General features: G+C 65.7%; 16 protein-coding genes. 14 read left to right on the top strand and 2 right to left on the bottom strand.

Annotated features, from left to right (window positions below; all coding sequences use genetic code 11):
• Positions 1–157 precede the first annotated feature (157 nt).
• The 9 genes from LB529_RS00265 (at position 158) to LB529_RS00225 (ending at position 10031) form a co-directional block, all read left to right on the top strand.
• Positions 158–1444: an SAM-dependent methyltransferase gene (locus tag LB529_RS00265; RefSeq protein WP_095766999.1), complete on the top strand. Its 1287-nt coding sequence runs from the start codon at positions 158–160 to the stop codon at positions 1442–1444.
• Positions 1445–1512: 68 nt separating this feature from the next.
• A complete protein-coding gene (locus LB529_RS00260; protein WP_140842382.1) occupies positions 1513–1836 on the top strand; it encodes a YnfA family protein in 324 nt (107 codons plus the stop codon).
• 1 nt (position 1837) lies between these two features.
• Positions 1838–2803, top strand: a complete 966-nt coding sequence (locus LB529_RS00255) for a small ribosomal subunit Rsm22 family protein (protein WP_224709847.1) — start codon at positions 1838–1840, stop codon at positions 2801–2803.
• A 637-nt stretch (positions 2804–3440) separates the two neighbouring features.
• Positions 3441–4931: a replicative DNA helicase gene (locus tag LB529_RS00250; protein WP_095766996.1), complete on the top strand. Its 1491-nt coding sequence runs from the start codon at positions 3441–3443 to the stop codon at positions 4929–4931.
• 219 nt (positions 4932–5150) lie between these two features.
• Positions 5151–6554 carry a DNA repair protein RadA gene (gene radA / locus LB529_RS00245; protein ID WP_224709846.1) on the top strand — a complete coding sequence of 468 codons (1404 nt, stop codon included), beginning with the start codon at positions 5151–5153 and terminating at the stop codon, positions 6552–6554.
• Positions 6555–6596: 42 nt separating this feature from the next.
• On the top strand, positions 6597–7274 hold the full coding sequence (locus LB529_RS00240; RefSeq protein WP_140636064.1) for a CvpA family protein: 678 nt from the start codon (positions 6597–6599) through the stop codon (positions 7272–7274).
• Between the two features lie 101 nt (positions 7275–7375).
• Complete coding sequence (purF, locus tag LB529_RS00235) at positions 7376–8857, top strand: amidophosphoribosyltransferase (protein ID WP_095766993.1); 1482 nt, start codon at positions 7376–7378, stop codon at positions 8855–8857.
• A gap of 59 nt (positions 8858–8916) precedes the next feature.
• The gene (locus tag LB529_RS00230; protein WP_224709845.1) at positions 8917–9660 is read left to right on the top strand and encodes an SDR family NAD(P)-dependent oxidoreductase; all 744 of its coding nucleotides are present in this window, start codon (positions 8917–8919) and stop codon (positions 9658–9660) included.
• 146 nt (positions 9661–9806) lie between these two features.
• Positions 9807–10031: a hypothetical protein gene (locus LB529_RS00225; protein WP_041008353.1), complete on the top strand. Its 225-nt coding sequence runs from the start codon at positions 9807–9809 to the stop codon at positions 10029–10031.
• 14 nt (positions 10032–10045) lie between these two features.
• Here LB529_RS00225 and LB529_RS00220 read toward each other — a convergent pair whose 3' ends face one another.
• Positions 10046–10552: an OsmC family protein gene (locus LB529_RS00220; protein WP_224709844.1), complete on the bottom strand. Its 507-nt coding sequence runs from the start codon at positions 10550–10552 to the stop codon at positions 10046–10048.
• 383 nt (positions 10553–10935) lie between these two features.
• Between LB529_RS00220 and LB529_RS00215 the strand changes: the two genes are divergently transcribed.
• The 3 genes from LB529_RS00215 (at position 10936) to LB529_RS00205 (ending at position 14427) form a co-directional block, all read left to right on the top strand.
• The gene (locus tag LB529_RS00215) at positions 10936–12432 is read left to right on the top strand and encodes a S10 family peptidase (RefSeq protein ID WP_224709843.1); all 1497 of its coding nucleotides are present in this window, start codon (positions 10936–10938) and stop codon (positions 12430–12432) included.
• Positions 12433–12575: 143 nt separating this feature from the next.
• Positions 12576–13472, top strand: coding sequence for a DMT family transporter (locus LB529_RS00210; protein WP_224709842.1), 897 nt, complete (start codon positions 12576–12578; stop codon positions 13470–13472).
• Positions 13473–13509: 37 nt separating this feature from the next.
• A complete protein-coding gene (locus tag LB529_RS00205) occupies positions 13510–14427 on the top strand; it encodes a DMT family transporter (RefSeq protein WP_224709841.1) in 918 nt (305 codons plus the stop codon).
• Between the two features lie 145 nt (positions 14428–14572).
• Here the strand turns inward: LB529_RS00205 and LB529_RS00200 are convergent, their stop codons facing one another.
• Positions 14573–15427, bottom strand: a complete 855-nt coding sequence (locus LB529_RS00200; protein WP_224709840.1) for a LysR substrate-binding domain-containing protein — start codon at positions 15425–15427, stop codon at positions 14573–14575.
• A 112-nt stretch (positions 15428–15539) separates the two neighbouring features.
• On the opposite strand from LB529_RS00200, the gene LB529_RS00195 reads away from it, so the two are divergent.
• Both LB529_RS00195 and LB529_RS00190 read left to right on the top strand, forming a co-directional pair.
• Positions 15540–15947: a tautomerase family protein gene (locus LB529_RS00195; protein ID WP_224709839.1), complete on the top strand. Its 408-nt coding sequence runs from the start codon at positions 15540–15542 to the stop codon at positions 15945–15947.
• A 301-nt stretch (positions 15948–16248) separates the two neighbouring features.
• On the top strand, positions 16249–18471 hold the full coding sequence (locus LB529_RS00190) for an AMP-binding protein (RefSeq protein WP_224709838.1): 2223 nt from the start codon (positions 16249–16251) through the stop codon (positions 18469–18471).
• The last annotated feature ends 3 nt before the right edge of the window (positions 18472–18474 follow it).

Genomic DNA, 18474 nt, shown 5'->3' with positions numbered 1-18474 from the left:
CCGGGCTTTTTTGTGCCAAAAGGAACTTTTCGACACCCCATATCTTGTGCACATTACAGCGTGGCGCGTCGATTGGACGCGGGCGAGGCGCCGTGGCATTTTCGATCTGGCATTCCAGTCCGATTACCGGGTGATCCGACTGAGGGGACATTTGGTCATGAATATCCTGTTGAAACACGTTCTCGAACGCCTGGTGCGCGCCGGCGACCTCAAGGTGACCGGACCGAAGGGCGCGACGCACAAGTTCGGCGACGGCAGCGGCGAGCCGGTGCATATCCACATCAAGACCACGCATGCCGAGCGCGCCATCACCTTCGATCCGATGCTGGCGGTGCCCGAAGCCTATATGGACGGTGAGCTCGACGTGATCGAGGGCGGCGTTCTCGGCCTGATGCGCATCGCGTTCCAGAACATGGGATCGAGCGGCATCGACGTGACCTGGTCGAAGGCGATCGAGGGGCTGCGCCACGCCTTCCGCCGGCTGCAGCAGATCAACACCGCCGCGCGCTCGCGCCGCAACGTCGAACGCCACTACGATCTCTCGGGCGAGCTCTACAAGCTCTTCCTCGACGAGGACATGCAGTATTCCTGCGCCTATTTCGAACAGCCCGACATGACGCTCGACGAGGCGCAGCTTGCCAAGAAGCGCCACATCGCCGCCAAGCTGAGGCTCAAGGCCGGCCAGACGGTGCTCGACATCGGCTCCGGCTGGGGCGGGCTGGGCCTCTATCTCGCCAAGGTCTTCGACGTCGACGTGCAGGGCGTCACCCTCTCCACCGAACAGCATGGCGTCGCCACCGACCGCGCGCATGCGCAGGGCCTGCAGGACCGCGTGCATTTCGAACTCAAGGATTATCGCCACATCAACGAACGTTTCGACCGCATCGTCTCGGTCGGCATGTTCGAGCATGTCGGCGTCAATCACTACCGCACCTTCTTCGACAAGGCCGCGACGCTGCTCAAGCCCGACGGCGTGATGCTGCTCCATACCATCGGCCGTTCCGGCGTGCCGTGGGCGACCAGCGCCTTCGTCCGCAAATACATTTTCCCGGGCGGCTACATCCCTGCGATGTCGGAGGTGATGCCGGCGATCGAGAAGTCGGGCCTCGTCGTCACCGATATCGAAATCCTGCGGCTGCATTACGCCGACACGCTCAAGCATTGGGGCGAGCGCTTCGCCGCCAACCGCGACAAGGCGAAAGCGATCTATGACGAGCGCTTCTGCCGCATGTGGGAGTTCTATCTCGCCGCTTCCGAGGCCGCCTTCCGCTGGCAGGACCTGGTGATCTTCCAGTTCCAGATCGCCAAGAAGAACGACACGCTGCCGATGACGCGCGACTACATGGCCAAATGCGAGAAGGCGCTGGAGCTGCGCGATATCGGCCACCAGGAGCCGGCGGCGCCGGCGCCCTCCAAGCCGACCCGCCGCAAGAAGGTGGGGTAGCCGCGCAATGCCGCTTGCCATTGCGGCCTGACGCCACGAAAAAGGTCTCGTTCGCGAGACCTTTTTTCATGACCTACCTCATCTACACCGCAGCCGCTCTTGCCGAGATCGCCGGCTGCTTTTCGTTCTGGGCGTGGTGGCGGCTGGAGAAGTCGGCGCTCTGGCTTCTCCCCGGCCTCGTCTCGCTGGCGCTGTTTGCCTTGCTGCTGTCGCTGGTCGGCACGGATGCGGCGGGCCGCGCCTACGCCGCCTATGGCGGCATCTACATCGCCGCCTCGCTCGGCTGGCTGTGGCTGGTCGAAGGCGTGCGTCCCGACCGCTGGGATCTGGCCGGCGCTGCGCTCTGCATCGTCGGCGCCTCGGTCATCCTGCTCGCTCCAAGGGGAGCCTGAGATGGAACTGCCCGCCCCGCTCCGGCAAGGCGTCGACAGCCTCTTGGAGAAGGTACCATTGCCGGCGCTGAGGCAGGCGGCGCGGACGCTCTCGGAGCGCTACCGCGCCGAGCTGCGCGACGGCCGCCTGCATATGGGCGAAGACATGGCCGTCAAGGCCTATCTGGCGACGCGGCTGCCCGCCACTTATGCCGCCGTGCGCGCCAGCCTCGATGCCTTGATCGAGGTTCGCCCCGACTTCCGGCCGGCGAGCCTGCTCGATGTCGGCGCCGGACCTGGCACCATGCTTTGGGCCACGACCGACGCCTGGCCTGAGCTGGAACGGGCGGTGCTGGTCGAGGCAAGCGCTGCCGTGCGCAGGGTCGGCCAGGCGCTCGCGGAGGGCGCGATCGCGGCCCGCGCCGACTGGATCGCCGGCGACGCGACCATCGATCTCGACGGCATCATGCCCGCCGACCTCGTCAGCGCCGCCTATGTGCTGGACGAGATCGTGCCTTTATCCCTGCCGAGGCTCATCGACCGCCTCTGGCGGCTCACGGCCGACACGCTGCTTATCGTCGAGCCCGGCACGCCCGCCGGCTGGCAGCGCATCCTTGCCTCGCGCCGCCAACTGATTGCGGTCGGCGCGCATGTTTCGGCACCCTGCCCGCACGCGGCGCCATGCCCGCTTGCTCCGCCCGACTGGTGCCATTTCGCGCGCCGCGTCGCCCGTTCGCGCCTGCATCGCCTGGTCAAGGAGGCCGAGGTGCCATGGGAGGACGAGAAGTTCATCTACCTCGCCGCCTCCCGGCAGCCCGCGCCGGCGCATTCGGCGCGGGTGATCGCGCCGGCAAAGGGGGGCTCCGGCAAGGTGGTGCTGAAACTCTGCCAGCCGGACGGCAGCGCCGGCGAGCGCCTGTTCAGCAAGCGCGACGGCGATGTCTTCAAGGCGGCGCGACGGGCTGACTGGGGCGACACGCTGGACTGAGGGAGCATAGGCCGATGAAATCGGGAGAAGACGTATCGTCGATGCCCGTCGCTACTTTGGAGATCAGCCGACGCGCGCGAACTTCGTCATCCACGGGCGGAGCGACGCGAAGCGGCGCGCAGACCCGAGGATCCATTCCGTGACGTTGCGCGAAGAATGAAGGCGGCGCAGAACGGAGCTCGTTCTGGCTCGCCGCGACGCCCACAGGTCACGGAATGGATCCTCGGGTCTGCGCGCGTCGCTTCGCTCCTTGCTCCGCCCGTGGATGACCGACTTCGCCAACGTTTCGGCTAATCTCAAAGGTGAACGCCCAAAAGAAGCAACTCGCTACTTTGGCGATCAGCCGAGGACGTCCGCGATTCTCTGCGCGAGCGGATGCGGCTGGTCGGTTGTGAGCGAGCGTCGGACGATAATTGGTCGCCCAAAATGTTCTTGCTTCGTTCCATAATTGCAACTAAGAATCGCCGCTTGCCGAGTCAACTGGAATCAGGCCCCCGGAATACTGTCCTGTGGATGGTTTGCCGATCCTGTGAACATTGGGGCGTCAAGCTGGTTGGACCGAGGGTGTTGCAGAAAGGTCAGCATCGAATCTTCCCGTTCTGATATCGAGGACAGCGGGATCGAAACCGGGGATATCATGGCAGAGGCGGCACTGAAATTCGGCGCGGCGGAAACGCCGCTCTATCGCGAGGCACCGAACAACATCGAGGCCGAGCAGGCGCTGCTCGGCGCCATCCTCGTCAACAACGACGCCTTCTATCGTGTCTCCGATTTCTTGAAGCCGGCGCATTTCTACGAGCCGCTGCACCGCCGCATCTTCGAGATCGCGGCCGAGCTCATCCGCATGGGCAAGATTGCGACGCCGATCACGCTCAAGACCTTCCTGCCGGCCGACGAGAAGGTCGGCGACATGACGGTGGCGCAATATGTCGTGCGCCTCGCCGTCGAGGCCGTCACCGTCGTCAACGCCACCGACTATGGCCGCGCCATCTACGACCTTGCGACGCGCCGCGCGCTGATCACCGTCGGCGAGGACATGGTCAACATCGCCTATGACGCGCCGGTCGACATGTCGCCCTCCGACCAAATCGAGGATGCCGAACGGCGGCTGTTCGAGCTTGCCGAAACGGGCCGCTATGACGGCGGCTTCGAGAGCTTCAACGATGCGGTCAAGACCGCCGTCGACATGGCCAACGCCGCCTATATGCGTGACGGCCACCTGTCGGGCATCGCCACCGGCTTGCGCGACCTCGATCGCCGCATGGGCGGCCTGCAGCCCTCCGACTTGATCGTGCTCGCGGGGCGCCCGGGCATGGGCAAGACCTCCTTGGCCACCAACATCGCCTTCAACATCGCCGAGGCTTACGTTCCGGCGCAGCAGGCCGATGGCAGCTTCAAGGCCGCCAACGGCGGCGTCGTCGGCTTCTTCTCGCTCGAAATGTCGTCGGAGCAGCTCGCCACCCGCATCATCTCCGAGCAGACCGAGATCTCGTCCTCGAAGATCCGCCGCGGCGAGATCACCGAGATGGATTTCGAAAAACTCGTCGCCTGCTCGCAGACGATGCAGAAGATCCCGCTGTTCATCGACCAGACCGGCGGTATCTCGATCGCGCAGCTTTCCGCCCGCGCGCGGCGTCTGAAGCGCCAGCGCGGCCTCGATCTCATCGTCATCGACTATATCCAGCTGATGCAGGGCTCCTCCGCGCGCGCCTCGCAGAACCGCGTGCAGGAAATCACCGAGATCACCACGGGCCTGAAGGCTTTGGCCAAGGAGCTCGGCGTGCCGATCATCGCGCTATCGCAGCTGTCGCGTCAGGTCGAAAGCCGCGACGACAAGCGCCCGCAGCTCTCGGACCTGCGCGAATCCGGCTCGATCGAGCAGGACGCCGACGTGGTGCTGTTCGTCTATCGCGAGGAATATTACCTCAAGAACCGCGAGCCGAAGCTCGGCACCGAGGAATACATCAAGTGGGAAAACGAGATGAATGAAGCGCGCGGCAAGGCCGAGTGCATCATCGCCAAGCAGCGCCACGGGCCGACCGGCACCGTCAGCCTGGCCTTCCACGGCGAATTCACGCGGTTCTCGGACCTGGCGGAAGAGCATCATCTGCCGGAGAGGTTCGAGTGAGTTGAGACAGGTCTCACTCCGTCACCCCCCTCTCTGTCCTGCCGGACATCTCCCCCTCAAGGGGGGAGATTGGATGTCGCATCGGCTTTCGCCAATCGCCGACGTTGCAAGTTGGGCGCCGTCGGCGAAACTGCCGATCTCCCCCCTAGAGGGGGAGATGTCCGGCAGGACAGAGGGGGGCGCTGTCCTGCCGGCCTATCCAATGTTGGGCCGTCGCTGATGGCCAAATCGCGCGTTCAGTTCATCTGCCAGAATTGCGGCTCGGTGCATCAGCGCTGGGCCGGCAAATGCGATGCCTGCGGCGAGTGGAACACGCTGGTCGAGGAAGGCACGTCCGGCGGCATCGGCTCGGGGCCGGCGAACACGCGCAACGCCCGCAAGGGCCGCGCCGTGGTGCTGACCAGTCTCGCCGGCGACATCGAGGACGCGCCGCGCATCGTGTCGGGCATCGGCGAGCTCGACCGCGCCACCGGCGGCGGCTTCGTGCGCGGCTCGGCCCTTCTGGTCGGCGGCGATCCCGGCATCGGCAAGTCGACGCTCTTGACGCAGGCAGCCGCCGCGCTCGCCTCGAAAGGCCACCGCATCGTCTATGTCTCGGGCGAGGAAGCGGTGGCGCAGATCCGGCTGCGGGCACAACGCCTCGGCGTCGCCTCGACGCCGGTCGAGCTTGCGGCCGAAACCAATGTCGAGGACATCCTGGCGACCATCGCCGATGGCAAGCGGCCGGACCTCGTCATCCTCGATTCCATCCAGACGCTGTGGACGGACCTTGCCGATTCGGCACCGGGCACCGTCACCCAGGTGCGCGCCGCCGCCCAGGCGATGATCCGCTACGCGAAATCCACAGGCGCGGCGATCGTGCTCGTCGGCCATGTCACCAAGGAAGGCCAGATCGCCGGCCCTCGCGTCGTCGAGCACATGGTCGACGGCGTGCTCTACTTCGAGGGCGAAGGCAATCATCACTTCCGCATCCTGCGCACGGTGAAGAACCGCTTTGGGCCGACCGACGAGATCGGCGTGTTCGAAATGTCGGACAAGGGGCTGCGCGAGGTTTCCAATCCATCCGAGCTTTTCCTCGGCGAGCGCCACGCAAAGTCCGCCGGCGCCGCGGTTTTCGCGGGCATGGAAGGCACAAGGCCGGTGCTGGTCGAGATCCAGGCGCTTGTCGCACCCTCCTCGCTCGGCACGCCGCGCCGCGCCGTCGTCGGCTGGGACGGCGCGCGGCTGTCGATGGTGCTCGCCGTGCTGGAGGCGCATTGCGGCGTCCGCTTCGGCCAGCACGACGTCTATCTCAACGTCGCCGGCGGCTATCGGATCTCGGAGCCGGCGGCCGATCTCGCGGTCGCCGCGGCGCTGGTTTCGTCACTCACCGGTCTTGCCCTTCCCGCCGATTGCGTCTATTTCGGCGAAATCAGCCTATCGGGCGCCGTGAGGCCGGTTGCGCATGCGCAGCAGCGCCTCAAGGAAGCCGAAAAGCTGGGTTTTGGAAGCGCGGTGCTGCCGCTCGGCAGCGAGGAACTTGCCGGGGGAATCGGGGCCGGCGCTTTCCAGCCCACCGAGCTTGCCGACCTTGTGGCGCGCATAGCCGGCTCACGGCGCGGTCGTGCCGACGACGGGGAGTGATGCGGCTCGTCGGGCCGCAAGACAGGAAGTGGGGCGAGAACCATGCCGATTACGCTGCTTGACGGAATCCTCGTCGGCTTCACCCTGGTCTCAGCAATGCTCGCCATGGTGCGCGGCTTCTCGCGCGAAGTGCTGTCGGTGGTTTCCTGGGCAGCGGCCGCGGCTGCGGCGTTCTTCTTCTACAAGCCGGTGCTTCCCTATGTTCAGCCCTATGTCGACAACGACAAGATCGCGATGGCGGCCTCTGCCGGCATCGTCTTCCTCATCGCGCTGATCGTCGTCTCCGTCATCACCATGAAGCTCGCCGACTGGATCATCGATTCCCGCATCGGCGCGCTCGACCGCACGCTCGGCTTTCTCTATGGCGCGGCGCGCGGCATCCTGGTGGTCGCGGTGGCGCTGCTGTTCTTCAACTGGCTGGCCGGCGCCAAGGCGCCTGCCTGGATCGCCAACGCCAAGTCGCGGCCGTTGCTGGAGACGATCGGCGCCAAGCTCGAAAGCGTGCTGCCGGAAAACACCGAGGAACTGGTCAACAAATACACCCATAAGGGCACGCCGCAGGCCGGCGCGCCGGCCACGACCGACCAGCCCGCGGCCGAGCCTCCAGCAGGCGACGACAACGCGCCGGCGCCAGACGACAGCGAGGGCGAGGCGCCTGCCGACAACGAGCCGGCGCCTGCCACGCCAGCGCCCGCCCCGGCTCCAGCGCCGGCAAACTGATTGCTGGCCGGCCTGGTGCCGGTTGTGAATGCAAGAAAGCGTGCGTTGCGTTCGGCGATAGATCGCCTTATATGGCGGCTTTAGCGGAGCTTGAGCACCAGATGGCAGACTCAACGGCAGATGAAGGCAAGGTCCTTTCCGCCGAGGCCGACGATCATTTTCATGACGAATGCGGCGTGTTCGGCATCTTCGGCCGGCAGGACGCGGCGGCCATCGTCACACTCGGCCTTCATGCCCTGCAGCATCGCGGCCAGGAAGCGGCCGGCATCGTCTCCTATGACGGCACCCAGTTCCATGTCGAACGCCATGTCGGCCTGATCGGCGACACCTTCACCAAACAGCGCGTCATCGACAGCCTGCAAGGCAACCGCGCCATCGGCCACACGCGCTACGCCACCACCGGCGGCGCCGGGCTGCGCAACATCCAGCCCTTCTTCGCCGAGCTCGCGGAAGGCGGTCTTGCCGTGGCTCACAACGGCAACCTCACCAACGCGCTCACCGTGCAGCGCGCGCTGCAGAAGCAGGGCTCGATCTTCTCCTCGACCTCCGACACAGAGACGCTGCTGCATCTGGTCGCGACCAGCAAGGAGCGCGATTTGAATTCGCGTTTCATCGATGCGATCCGCCAGGTCGAAGGCGCCTTCTCGCTGGTGGCGATGACCGCCAAGAAGATGATCGGCTGCCGCGATCCGCTCGGCATCCGCCCTCTGGTGCTTGGCGACCTCGACGGCGCCTGGATCCTCGCTTCCGAAACCTGTGCGCTCGACATTATCGGCGCCCGCTTCGTGCGCGACATCAAGCCCGGCGAGATGGTGGTGGTCACCGCGAAGGGCATCGAAAGCATCTTCCCGTTCGAGCCGCAGAAGACGCGCTTCTGCATCTTCGAATATGTGTATTTCGCGCGGCCGGATTCCTCGGTCGAAGGCCGCAACGTCTATGATGTGAGGAAGCGCATTGGGGCGGAACTCGCGCAGGAAAGCCCGGTCGAGGCCGACATCGTCGTGCCGGTGCCGGATTCCGGCACGCCGGCCGCGATCGGCTTCTCGCAGGCCGCCGGCATTCCCTTCGAGCTCGGCATCATCCGCAATCACTATGTCGGCCGCACCTTCATCCAACCAGGCGATTCCATCCGCCACATGGGCGTGAAGCTCAAGCACAACGCCAACCGCCGCATGATCGAGGGCAAGCGCGTGGTGCTGGTCGACGATTCGATCGTGCGCGGCACCACCAGCCAGAAGATCGTGCAGATGGTGCGCGACGCCGGCGCCAGGGAAGTGCATATGCGCATCGCCTCGCCGCCGACAAGTGCCTCCTGCTTCTATGGCGTCGACACGCCGGAGAAGTCGAAGCTCTTGGCATCGCGCATGTCGGTCGAGGAGATGGCGGAGTTCATCCGCGTCGATTCGCTCGGCTTCCTGTCGATCGACGGGCTCTACCGCGCCGTCGGCGAGGCACGCCGCGACAACGACCAGCCGCAATTCTGCGACGCCTGCTTCACGGGACAGTATCCCACCCGTCTGCTCGACTTCGAAGGCCACGACAATGTGCGCACGCTGTCGCTGCTGGCGAGCGGCGGGGCGTAGGGCGCCCGGACTATCAATTGCCTTCGCCGAGCTGTTTCGCGCCTTATGGAATCTCTCACATGACCCTCGACGTTTCAGGCCGCGTGGCGGTCGTAACCGGCGCCTCGCGCGGCATCGGCTATTTCATCGCCAGGGAGCTGGCGGCAGCCGGCGCGCATGTGATCGCGGTGGCGCGCACGGTCGGCGGGCTGGAAGAGCTGGACGACCAGATCAAGGCCGACGGCCGCGGCCAGGCGACGCTGGTGCCGCTCGATCTTGCCGACATGGCCGGCATCGACCGGCTGGGCGGCGCGATCCATGAGCGCTGGGGCAAGCTCGATGTCCTGGTCGCCAATGCCGGCGTGCTCGGCGTCATCTCGCCGATCGGCCATGTCGAGGCCAAGACTTTCGAGAAGGTGATGACCATCAATGTGACGGCGACCTGGCGGCTGATCCGCTCGGTCGATCCGCTGCTCAGGCTCTCCGACGCCGGCCGCGCCATCATCCTGTCGTCCAATGCGGCGCATTCGGCGCGCGCCTTCTGGGCGCCCTATGCGGCCTCGAAAGCGGCGGTCGAAACGATGATGCGTTCCTGGGCCCATGAAGCCGAGAGCCTGCCGCTGAGGGTGAACGCCGCCGATCCCGGCGCAACCCGCACCGCAATGCGCGCGCAGGCCATGCCCGGCGAAGACCCGGAGACGCTGCCGCATCCGTCCGAGATCGCCAGGCGCATCGTGCCGCTGGCAAGCCCGGAACTGAAGGAGACTGGCCTGATCTTCCAGGCCAAGCACAACCGCTTCGTCGCCTACCGGCAGCCGGAATAAAGCCTGGGTGCCTGAGGCGTCGCGACCCCTCTATTCACGGGTCTGTGAACGGAGCGGCGAAAGCGTGTGCCGCCTCGCTGCTTTCGCTGCTCCATGGGAGTTGCTAGGATCGGCCCGACTCCGAAATTTCAAAGCGAGGAATTCCCATGGCTGCTACTCCCAGCGTAGCGTTGGTCTGGTATCTGGTGATCGCCGGCCCGCAGGGCGGCATGGTGGTGCTGCCCAGCACCTTCGACACCCGCGAACAATGCACCAACGCCATCACCGAATATCAGAAGCAGCCGACGCCGCAGGGATGGGCCGTGCAATGCGTGCCGAGCGCCTCGCCATTTACCGATGAAGGGGATGCGGAAACGCCCTCGGCGCAGTAGCGCGAGGCGTCGTTTCAGCGCCGCGCGCTCACGCTCAACGCCGGCTTGTTGTTGATCGTCTGGAACACCACGCAGTAGCGCTCGGTGAGCTTGATGAGCGAATCGATGCGCTCTTGCGGCTCGTCGGTGTCGAGATCGAATTTCAGTCTTATCTCGCGGAAGCCGACCGGCGCGTCGCGGGCGATGCCCAGCGTGCCGCGAAAATCGAGATCGCCCTCGGCCTCGACGGTAGCGTTGCCGAGCTTGAACTCCAAGGCGGTCGCCACCGCTTTCAGCGTCACGCCGGCGCAGGCGACCAGCGCTTCCAGCAGCATGTCTCCCGAGCACAGCTCGAGGCCCGAGCCGCCGGTGGCCGGATGAAGCCCGGCGACAGCAAGCGCCCTACCGGTCTCCACCTTGCAGGCGATCGACTGGTCGTCGAGCGTGCCGCGGGCCTTCAGCGTGATCAGCGCCCTTGCGGCATCCTCGCGATAGGCGTCCTTCAACGGGGCCTGCATGGCCTTGAGGGCGGTGGAGTCCATTTTGTTGTCCTTCCGATACGTCTTTGATGCCTTTATAGCACTGTCAGAGCTAGGAAAGCTTGCCGCCGACTATCATCCCTCCCAGCTTGAAAAGTTGGCGAAGACTAAACATGACGGCTGATCTCCCCCCTTGCGGGGGAGATGTCCGGCAGGACAGAGGGGGGTGCTGTCCCGCCATCATGTCAGCTGTTCACAGCGCGCGAACTCGGACAGAAGTTCCTGTAGCAAGACGAGTCAATCAGGGGTCGAGTTCCGTCACACCCCCCTCTGCCCTGCCGGGCATCTCCCCCGCAAGGGGGGAGATTGGCAGCTTCTGCGCCGCGCCCCTTTGACTTCCCTCGCCCCGGCCATACTTTTGCGGATGCCATCCAAGCGGAGCCCACATGCGATCCAAGCTCGTCCCCCTCGTCCTGCTGGCGCTCGCCGCCTTCGCTCAGCCCACCTTCGCCGAAGCACCCGAGCGTCCAGCCCCGACCGGCGGCGTGCTGTCGCTGCTGCCGCCTCCGCAGGTGACAGAGCATTCCATCACGCTCGGCGGGCGCAAGCTGGATTACCAGGCCAAGGCCGGCACGCTGTCGCTCCTATCCGGCAAAGGCGAGGTGACGGCCGAGATCTTCTATGTCGCCTACTCGCAGCAATCGCCCGCCCCGGCGAAGGAGCGGCCGATCACCTTTGTCTTCAACGGCGGGCCCGGTGCTGCGTCGGCTTACCTGCATCTCGGCGCGATCGGGCCGCGCATCGTCGAGACGGCCGCCGACGGCGAGTTCCTGCGGCCGCCGCAGAAGCTCATCGACAACCCCGACAGCTGGCTCAACATGAGCGACCTCGTCTTCGTCGATCCCATCGGCACCGGCTACAGCCGCGAAGCGCCGGGCCACGAGCCGAAAGAATTCTGGAGCGTCGATGCCGACGCCAGCTCGGTCGGCGCCTTCATTCGCCTCTATCTGGCGCAGAACGGCCGCACCGGATCGCCGCTGTTCCTCGCCGGCGAAAGCTATGGCGGCTTTCGCGCGGCGCTGCTTGCCCGCACGCTGCAGGAGGATGTCGGCCTGAGTCCCAGCGGCATCGTGCTGATCTCGCCGGCGCTGGAGTTCATGCTGGTGCGGCCCGACCAGTTCGATCAGTTGCATTGGGCGCTGGAACTGCCTTCGCTGGCGGCAACGCGGCTGAAGGGCGACGGCCTCAGCGGTGACGCGTTGCGCGACAGGCTGGCCGAGGTTGAGCATTACGCGCTCGGCGATTACCTGACGGCGCTGAACAGCGGGCTGGAGCAAGGCGGAAAGCTCGCCAGCAAGCGCGTATCGGAGATCACCGGTCTGCCGCTCGACCTCGTCCAGCGCAATTTCGCCCGCATCCCCATCGGGCTTTTCGCCAAGGAATTCCAGCGCGCCACCCGCAAGGTGCTCAGCCCCTACGACGCCACCATCGGCACCGCCGACATCGCGCCGCAAAGCGCGCGTGAGGCCGGCCCCGACCCGGTGCTCGACCGCAGCGTTCCGGTGCTGACCTCCGCCTTCGTCGCTTACGCCCGCGACGAGTTGAACTACCGCACCGACGTCAGCTACCGGCTGCTCAATGGCGAGGTCAGCCGCAGTTGGGATTACGGCACATCAGGCCAGGGCTATGCCGGCGTGATGAACGACCTGCAGCGGGCGCGTTCGCTCAACCCGGCGCTCGGTGTCGTCATCGTCAACGGCTATACCGACCTCGTCACGCCCTATCTCGCCTCGCGCTATCTGGTGAACCAGCTTCCTTCGCTGTCAGACGCCAAGCCGATCCGCCTCGACGTCGTCGAGGGCGGCCATATGATGTATCTGCGGCCGGACGGGCGGCGCGCGCTGAAGGATGCGGCATTGGAGCTCTACCAGGCGACGCAGTAGTCCCCGACCAGCCCATCCGGCAAAAGACCTGCGCCAACGCAAGCGCCGCGCTGGAGCAGCGCCGTGCAAGCTTTCCCCCGTATAGCTGGAACAACGGTTCCGACTGGGGCGGGAACTGCCTCACGCAAACACGCTGAACCCTTATGGCCGATGTCGTCATCCTGGAAAGCCGCGAAAGGGTGCTGGCCGGCATCCTGTTCACGGCTGCCGCCTATTTCCTGTTTTCGGCGCAGGATGCCTCGATCAAGCTTCTGGTCGTCGGCATGACGGTCTGGCAGATCATGTTCGTCCGCTCGATCACCGTGCTCCTCGCCTGCGGCGCGATCGGCGGCAGGCGGCTGTTCGCCGACACTATCGATTCGCCGATCGTCAGGCCGATGCTGGTGCGCAGCGCCTTCACGCTCGCCGCCTGGCTTTGCTACTACAACGCCGCGCGCTCGCTGCAGCTTGCCGAGCTCACCACCATCTATTACGCCGCGCCGATCATCGTCACCGTGCTGTCCGTGCTGATCCTGGGCGAGACGGTGCCGCTGCTGCGCTGGCTGGCGGTGTTCATCGGCTTCGTCGGCGTCTTCATCGCCTGCGATCCGACCCGGCTCGGCTTCTCCGTGCCGGTGCTCCTGGTGCTGGCAGCGGCCGTCCTTTGGGGGATCGCCGTGGTGCTGCTGCGCAAGACGGCGCTGCAGGAGCGCACGACGATCCAGCTCGTGCTCAACAATTTCTATTTCCTGCTCTTCTCGGCCGTGCCGGCGCTGCTTTGGTGGCGCATGCCCGATTGGCGGCAGCTTCTTTTGCTTGTCAGCGTCGGGGCACTCGGCGGGGTGGCGCAATATGCGCTGTTCGAAGGCATGAAGCGCGCGCCGGTGTCGATTATTGCGCCGTTCGAATACACCTCGCTGGTCTGGGCCTTCGCGCTGGGCTACGCCATCTGGGGCGACGTGCCGCGCACGGAAGTGTTCATGGGCGCGGCGCTGATCATCGGCGCCGGCCTGCTCATCGTCGGCAACGAGCATTTCCGCAGACGGGAGCAGGCCTCATGACGGAAGGCTGTCAGGAGCAACTGGGTAGGCTGGCGCCATGACGGACACGCTCGACATGCCGGAAAAGCTTGCGCCTGCCGCCGCCGACGTGGCCGCCGAGCGCACGCTCGGCATCATCTTGGTGTCGGCATCGGCGATCGCCTTCGCGCTCACCGGCGTGCTGACCAAGTCGATCCATGCCGATCCGCTGACGATCACCTGCTGGCGCGGTTTTTTCGGCTCGATCCTGATCAGCTTCTACGTGCTGTGGCGCCGGCGCCGCTCGGACGGGCGCGAAAGCTTGAAACTCGGCTGGCGGGGCTGGCTGCTTGCGGTCGAGGGCGCCGCCGCCAGCATCGCCTTCATCTCGGCTTTCAAATTCACCTATGTCGCCAATGTCGCGGTCATCTACGCGACCTCGCCCTTCATCGCCGCACTGCTCGCCTTCGTTCTGGTGCGGGAAAAATTCCGGCTGCAGACGATGCTGGCTGCGGCCGTATCGCTTTGCGGCGTCGCCATCATGGTGGGCGCCGGCCTCGGCAACGGGCACCTGTTCGGCGACGCCCTGGCGCTGCTGATGACCGCCGGCAGCGCGCTCTACATGATCATGGTGCGCGCTTTTCGCGACTCGCCGGTCGTCTGGGCGGGCGCTGTCTCGGCCTTCCTGCTTTTCGTGCTCGGCTGGTTCGTCACCGATCCGCTGGCCGTGTCCGCCCGCGACGTGGCGCTGCTTGCCACCTTCGGCTGCTCTTTCGCGCTCGCCTCGATCCTGTGGACGGAAGGCTCGCGGCTGATTCCGTCGGCGGAAGCCGGCCTGCTCGGTTCCGCAGAGGTGCCGTTCGCCATCCTGTTTGCCCTGCTGTTCCTCGGCGAAGTCCCACCGATGGCCAGCATCATCGGCGGCGCCATCGTGCTTTGCGCGGTCTTTGCGCATGCCGGCCGCGACTGGCTGAAGGCGAAATCGGCGGATTCGTAAAAATATTTCGCCAGTCACGGAACCATCATTTGCGTGGAGCATTATTGGATCGACGGGTCACCCCCCAAGTCCCCCCAAACCCCTCGACCCGTCCGACTAGAAGCCGACCCTCAAAAAGGTCGGCTTTTTCTTTGGACGACCGGCCTCAGGACGGAAGGGCCAGGCCGCCGGCAAGCAGCTCCGCCAAGTCCCGCGCCGGGCGGGCGGCTTCGCGGCCGAGCCGGATGACGAAATCGGCCATCGGCAGCGGCGGGAGGTCGAAATCGGCAGATACCTCGACGATGCCCGAATGGGCGAAGCGCCGGGTGCGCGGCGTCAGCGCGATGCCGGCATTGACCGCACTGCGCAGGCCGGCAAGGCTGGCGCTGCCGGCGGCGATACGGTAGCGGCGGCCGGCGGCGTCGAGCGCATTGAGCGCGGCCTCGCGGAAGCCGCAATAGGGATCGAGCAGCGCCAGCGGCACCGCTTCCTGCCGCACCGCCAGGCCTTTTTCCGAGCAAAGCCAAAGCATCGGCTCGCTGATCAACGCCACTTCATCCGGCGAGGGGGCATGGCGCATGGTGATCGCGAGGTCGAGCTGGCCTGCCTGCAACGCCGACCCGAGCTCCAGCGAGCGGCCAACGCGCAGCTCGACCCTGACGCGCGGGTGGCTGGCGGCGAAGGCCCGGAGGAGGTCCGGCAGGCCCTGATCGGCGAAATCCTGCGTCGTGCCGATGGCGATGCGGCCGCCGGCGCGCGCGCCTTTCAGCGCCAGCCAGGCTTCGGTGTGGACGGTAAGGATGCGTCGCGCATGGCCGACAAGATCTTCGCCGGCCGGCGTCAGCCCGCGTCCCCTGCCCTGCGGGATGAGCAGCGGCTCGCCGACGATCTCCTCCAGCCGCTGCATCTGCGCGGTCACCGCTGACGGTGTGCGGCCGACGGTGGATGCGGCCTTGGCGAGCGAGCCGCCGTCGACAAAGGCAAGGAAGGTTTTCAGAAGATCCGGATCGAGCGTTTCCATACTTCAATGATATCGAACTATTTATCAAAAACAATTCGATTTTATTGATGCTATGCCGATGGCATGGTCCTCCCATCGACGGCGCGAGGCGCCCAACTCGGAGGATAGAAAAATGCCGATCATCAATGTGAGCGTCACCGGCAAGCCGGACGCCAAGCTGTCCGCGGCAATCGCCAGGGAGGCCACCGATATCACCGCGAAACTGTTGCACAAGGATCCGACGATCACCGCGGTCGCCGTCAACTACATCGATCCGCAGCACTGGTTCGCCGGCGGCAAGTCGCTGACCGAGCACGGCACCAACACGTTCTGGCTCGACATCAAAGTCGTCGACGGCACCAACACAAAGCTCGAGCTGGAAGCCTATCTCAAGGCGATCTTCGGGGCCTTCGGCCGGCTGCTGGGCGGAGTGCATGAGGAAAGCTACGCCTTCGTGCACGAAGTGCCGGCGGCGGCCTATGGCTATGGCGGCAAAAGCCAGGAGTTCCGCTTCATCAGCGGGAGGTTGAAGGCGGCGTAGCGCCGTCTTCCCCTTCTCCCCTTGTGGGAGAAGGTGGCCGAGCGAAGCTCGGTCGGATGAAGGGTGTTGGACGGAGCGCGGCGTCGCAAGCTAAGCGCCTCAAGAGCTGGATTTTCCAGCGCCTCATTTCTTCCAACACCCCTCATCCGTCTCGGCGCTGCGCGCCGATCCACCTTCTCCCACAAGGGGAGAAGGGAAAGCTCTCCGACCCCGCATTGACCTTGCCCGCACTTCCGCTACCCTCTGCCACCGAAGCGGTCGCTCAAGAGCCGCGCCCTGGAGGAGACTGGGAGAGAGCGGCATGATCCTGACCCTGGCGCTGCTGGCGGGCCTTGTCCTTGCCTGGCTGCTGATTGCGGTGATCGAGCGGTTTCGGCTCGACCTGCGCTTCACCCAGGCGCTGCTCTATGTGCCGTTCAAGCTCGCCTACCGCATCGCCGACAATCGCATGCGCATCGCCCGCAGCGCCAAGACGCCGGTCATCTATGTCGTCTGGCACCAGTCGCGCATCGAGCCGGCGCTGATGCTGTCGCTGCTTCCCGACGACACGCTGCATATCCTGGACGAGGCTTCGGCGCGCTCGCCCTGGCTGGAGCCGTGGCGCGAGCTTGCGCGTACCATCGCCTTCAACGCCGAGCATATCTTCGTCAGCCGCCGGCTGGTGCGCGTGCTGAAGGGCAAGGGGCGGCTCGCCGTCTACCTGCCGGACAATGTCGAGCCGGACGTCAAATCGTTCCGGCTGTTTCGCGCCATCACCCGCATCGCCATGCAGGCCGATGCACGCATCGTGCCGATCTTCGTTGCCGGCACGCGTGACCTGCCGGTGTCGCTGACGCCGAAGGAAAAAGCGCCGCGCCACTGGTTCCCGCGGCTTTCGATGAGCGTGCTGGAGCCGATGACCATCGCCGAGCTGGTGGCGCGCAACCCCGACATGGCATCCAACACCAACGCGCTGTTCGACCGGTTCGCCGAGGCACGGCTTTACGGCACCAATCTCGATCGCGGGCTCTTCCTCGCCATGCGCGACGCCGCCGACCGCATCGGACCTTCGCGCCCGATCATCGAGGATGTGATTTCCGGTTCGCTCAGCTACCGCAAGCTGTTCATCGGCGCTCGCGTGCTCGGCCGCCATTTCGAGGCGGTGACCGCGCCCGGCGAAGCAGTCGGCGTGCTGCTGCCCAATGCCAATGGTGTGGTGCTTACCTTCGTCGGCCTGGTCTCAGCTGCCCGCGTGGCGGCGATGATCAACTACACCGCCGGCCCGGCGAGCGTGACCGCGGCGGTCCGCACTGCCGTCATCAGGACGGTGGTTTCCTCCCGCGCCTTCATCGAAAAGGCGGGCATCGACGACATCGTCGCCGCGGTCGAGGCGGGTGGCGCCAAGATGCTGTGGCTGGAGGATGTGCGCGCCAATGTGACGACCCTGGACAAGGTTGCCGCCGCGCTTCTGTGGCGTTTGCCACTGCAGCGGCAGCAAGCCTCGAAGCCCGCTGTCATCCTGTTCACCTCCGGCTCGGAAGGCACGCCGAAGGCGGTGGTGCTGTCGAACCGCAACCTGCTTGCCAATGTCATGCAGGCCGAGGCGCGCGTCTCCGTCTCGCCGGCCGACATCCTGCTCAACGTGCTGCCGGTGTTCCATTCCTTCGGGTTGACCGGTGGCACCATCCTGCCGCTGGTGCTGGGCGTTAAGCTGTTCCTCTACCCCTCGCCGCTGCACTACAAGATCATCCCAGAGATCGCCCGCAAGGTGAAGCCGACCGTGATGTTCGGCACCGACACCTTTCTCGCCAACTATGCGCGCACCGCGAAGGACGGCGACTTCTCCAGCCTGCGCTTTGTCGTGGCCGGCGCCGAAGCGGTGAAGCCGGAAACGCGGCGCACCTACCGCGACCGTTTCCAGGCCTCGATCGTGGAAGGCTTCGGGCTGACCGAGGCCGCGCCCGTGGTGGCGGTGAACACCGCCATCCACAGCCGCGACGGCACAGTCGGGCGGCCGCTGCCGGCGATCCGCATGAAGCTGGAGCCGGTCGAAGGCATCGCCGAGGGCGGCCGGCTGTGGCTCGACGGGCCGAACATGATGATGGGCTACATGACCGCCGATCGTCCCGGCGAATTGCAGCGGCTGGAAGGCTGGCACGACACCGGCGATATCGTCTCGGTCGACCGCGAGGGCTTCATCACCATATGCGGGCGGGCCAAGCGCTTCGCCAAGATCGCCGGCGAGATGGTGTCGCTGGGCGCCGTCGAGATGCTGGTGCAGTCGCTATGGCCGGAAGAACGCCACGCAGCGGTGGCAGTGCCCGACAAGAGGCGCGGCGAGCGCATCGTGCTGGTCACCACCGCTGACGAAGCCAATGCCGAGGAGCTGCGCCAGTTCGGCAAGAAGGCCGGCGCGGCCGAGCTGATGGTGCCCAACGACATCATCAAGGTGGAAGAGATCCCGGTGCTGGGCTCGGGCAAGACGGATTACATCTCGGCGCGCAAGCTGGCGATCGACCGGCTGGGGCTGAGTGCGGCGGCCTAGGGC

Origin of the sequence: Mesorhizobium sp. CA5 (assembly GCF_020165105.1) — a bacterium.
GTDB lineage: Bacteria > Pseudomonadota > Alphaproteobacteria > Rhizobiales > Rhizobiaceae > Mesorhizobium.
The sequence above is the reverse complement of the archived record's forward strand: the minus strand, read 5'-3'. Positions and strand labels throughout refer to the sequence as shown.

Excerpts from the sequence above, each read along its gene's own strand:
- LB529_RS00215 (WP_224709843.1), top strand. The coding sequence starts at position 10,936 with ATGCGATCCAAGCTCGTCCCCCTCGTCCTGCTGGCGCTCGCCGCCTTC.
- LB529_RS00260 (WP_140842382.1), top strand. The coding sequence starts at position 1,513 with ATGACCTACCTCATCTACACCGCAGCCGCTCTTGCCGAGATCGCCGGC.
- LB529_RS00240 (WP_140636064.1), top strand. The coding sequence starts at position 6,597 with ATGCCGATTACGCTGCTTGACGGAATCCTCGTCGGCTTCACCCTGGTC.
- LB529_RS00205 (WP_224709841.1), top strand. The coding sequence starts at position 13,510 with ATGACGGACACGCTCGACATGCCGGAAAAGCTTGCGCCTGCCGCCGCC.
- LB529_RS00250 (WP_095766996.1), top strand. The coding sequence starts at position 3,441 with ATGGCAGAGGCGGCACTGAAATTCGGCGCGGCGGAAACGCCGCTCTAT.
- LB529_RS00190 (WP_224709838.1), top strand. The coding sequence starts at position 16,249 with ATGATCCTGACCCTGGCGCTGCTGGCGGGCCTTGTCCTTGCCTGGCTG.
- LB529_RS00195 (WP_224709839.1), top strand. The coding sequence starts at position 15,540 with ATGCCGATCATCAATGTGAGCGTCACCGGCAAGCCGGACGCCAAGCTG.
- LB529_RS00255 (WP_224709847.1), top strand. The coding sequence starts at position 1,838 with ATGGAACTGCCCGCCCCGCTCCGGCAAGGCGTCGACAGCCTCTTGGAG.
- LB529_RS00230 (WP_224709845.1), top strand. The coding sequence starts at position 8,917 with ATGACCCTCGACGTTTCAGGCCGCGTGGCGGTCGTAACCGGCGCCTCG.
- LB529_RS00225 (WP_041008353.1), top strand. The coding sequence starts at position 9,807 with ATGGCTGCTACTCCCAGCGTAGCGTTGGTCTGGTATCTGGTGATCGCC.
- LB529_RS00210 (WP_224709842.1), top strand. The coding sequence starts at position 12,576 with ATGGCCGATGTCGTCATCCTGGAAAGCCGCGAAAGGGTGCTGGCCGGC.
- purF (WP_095766993.1), top strand. The coding sequence starts at position 7,376 with ATGGCAGACTCAACGGCAGATGAAGGCAAGGTCCTTTCCGCCGAGGCC.
- LB529_RS00200 (WP_224709840.1), bottom strand. The coding sequence starts at position 15,427 with ATGGAAACGCTCGATCCGGATCTTCTGAAAACCTTCCTTGCCTTTGTC.
- LB529_RS00220 (WP_224709844.1), bottom strand. The coding sequence starts at position 10,552 with ATGGACTCCACCGCCCTCAAGGCCATGCAGGCCCCGTTGAAGGACGCC.
- LB529_RS00265 (WP_095766999.1), top strand. The coding sequence starts at position 158 with ATGAATATCCTGTTGAAACACGTTCTCGAACGCCTGGTGCGCGCCGGC.
- radA (WP_224709846.1), top strand. The coding sequence starts at position 5,151 with ATGGCCAAATCGCGCGTTCAGTTCATCTGCCAGAATTGCGGCTCGGTG.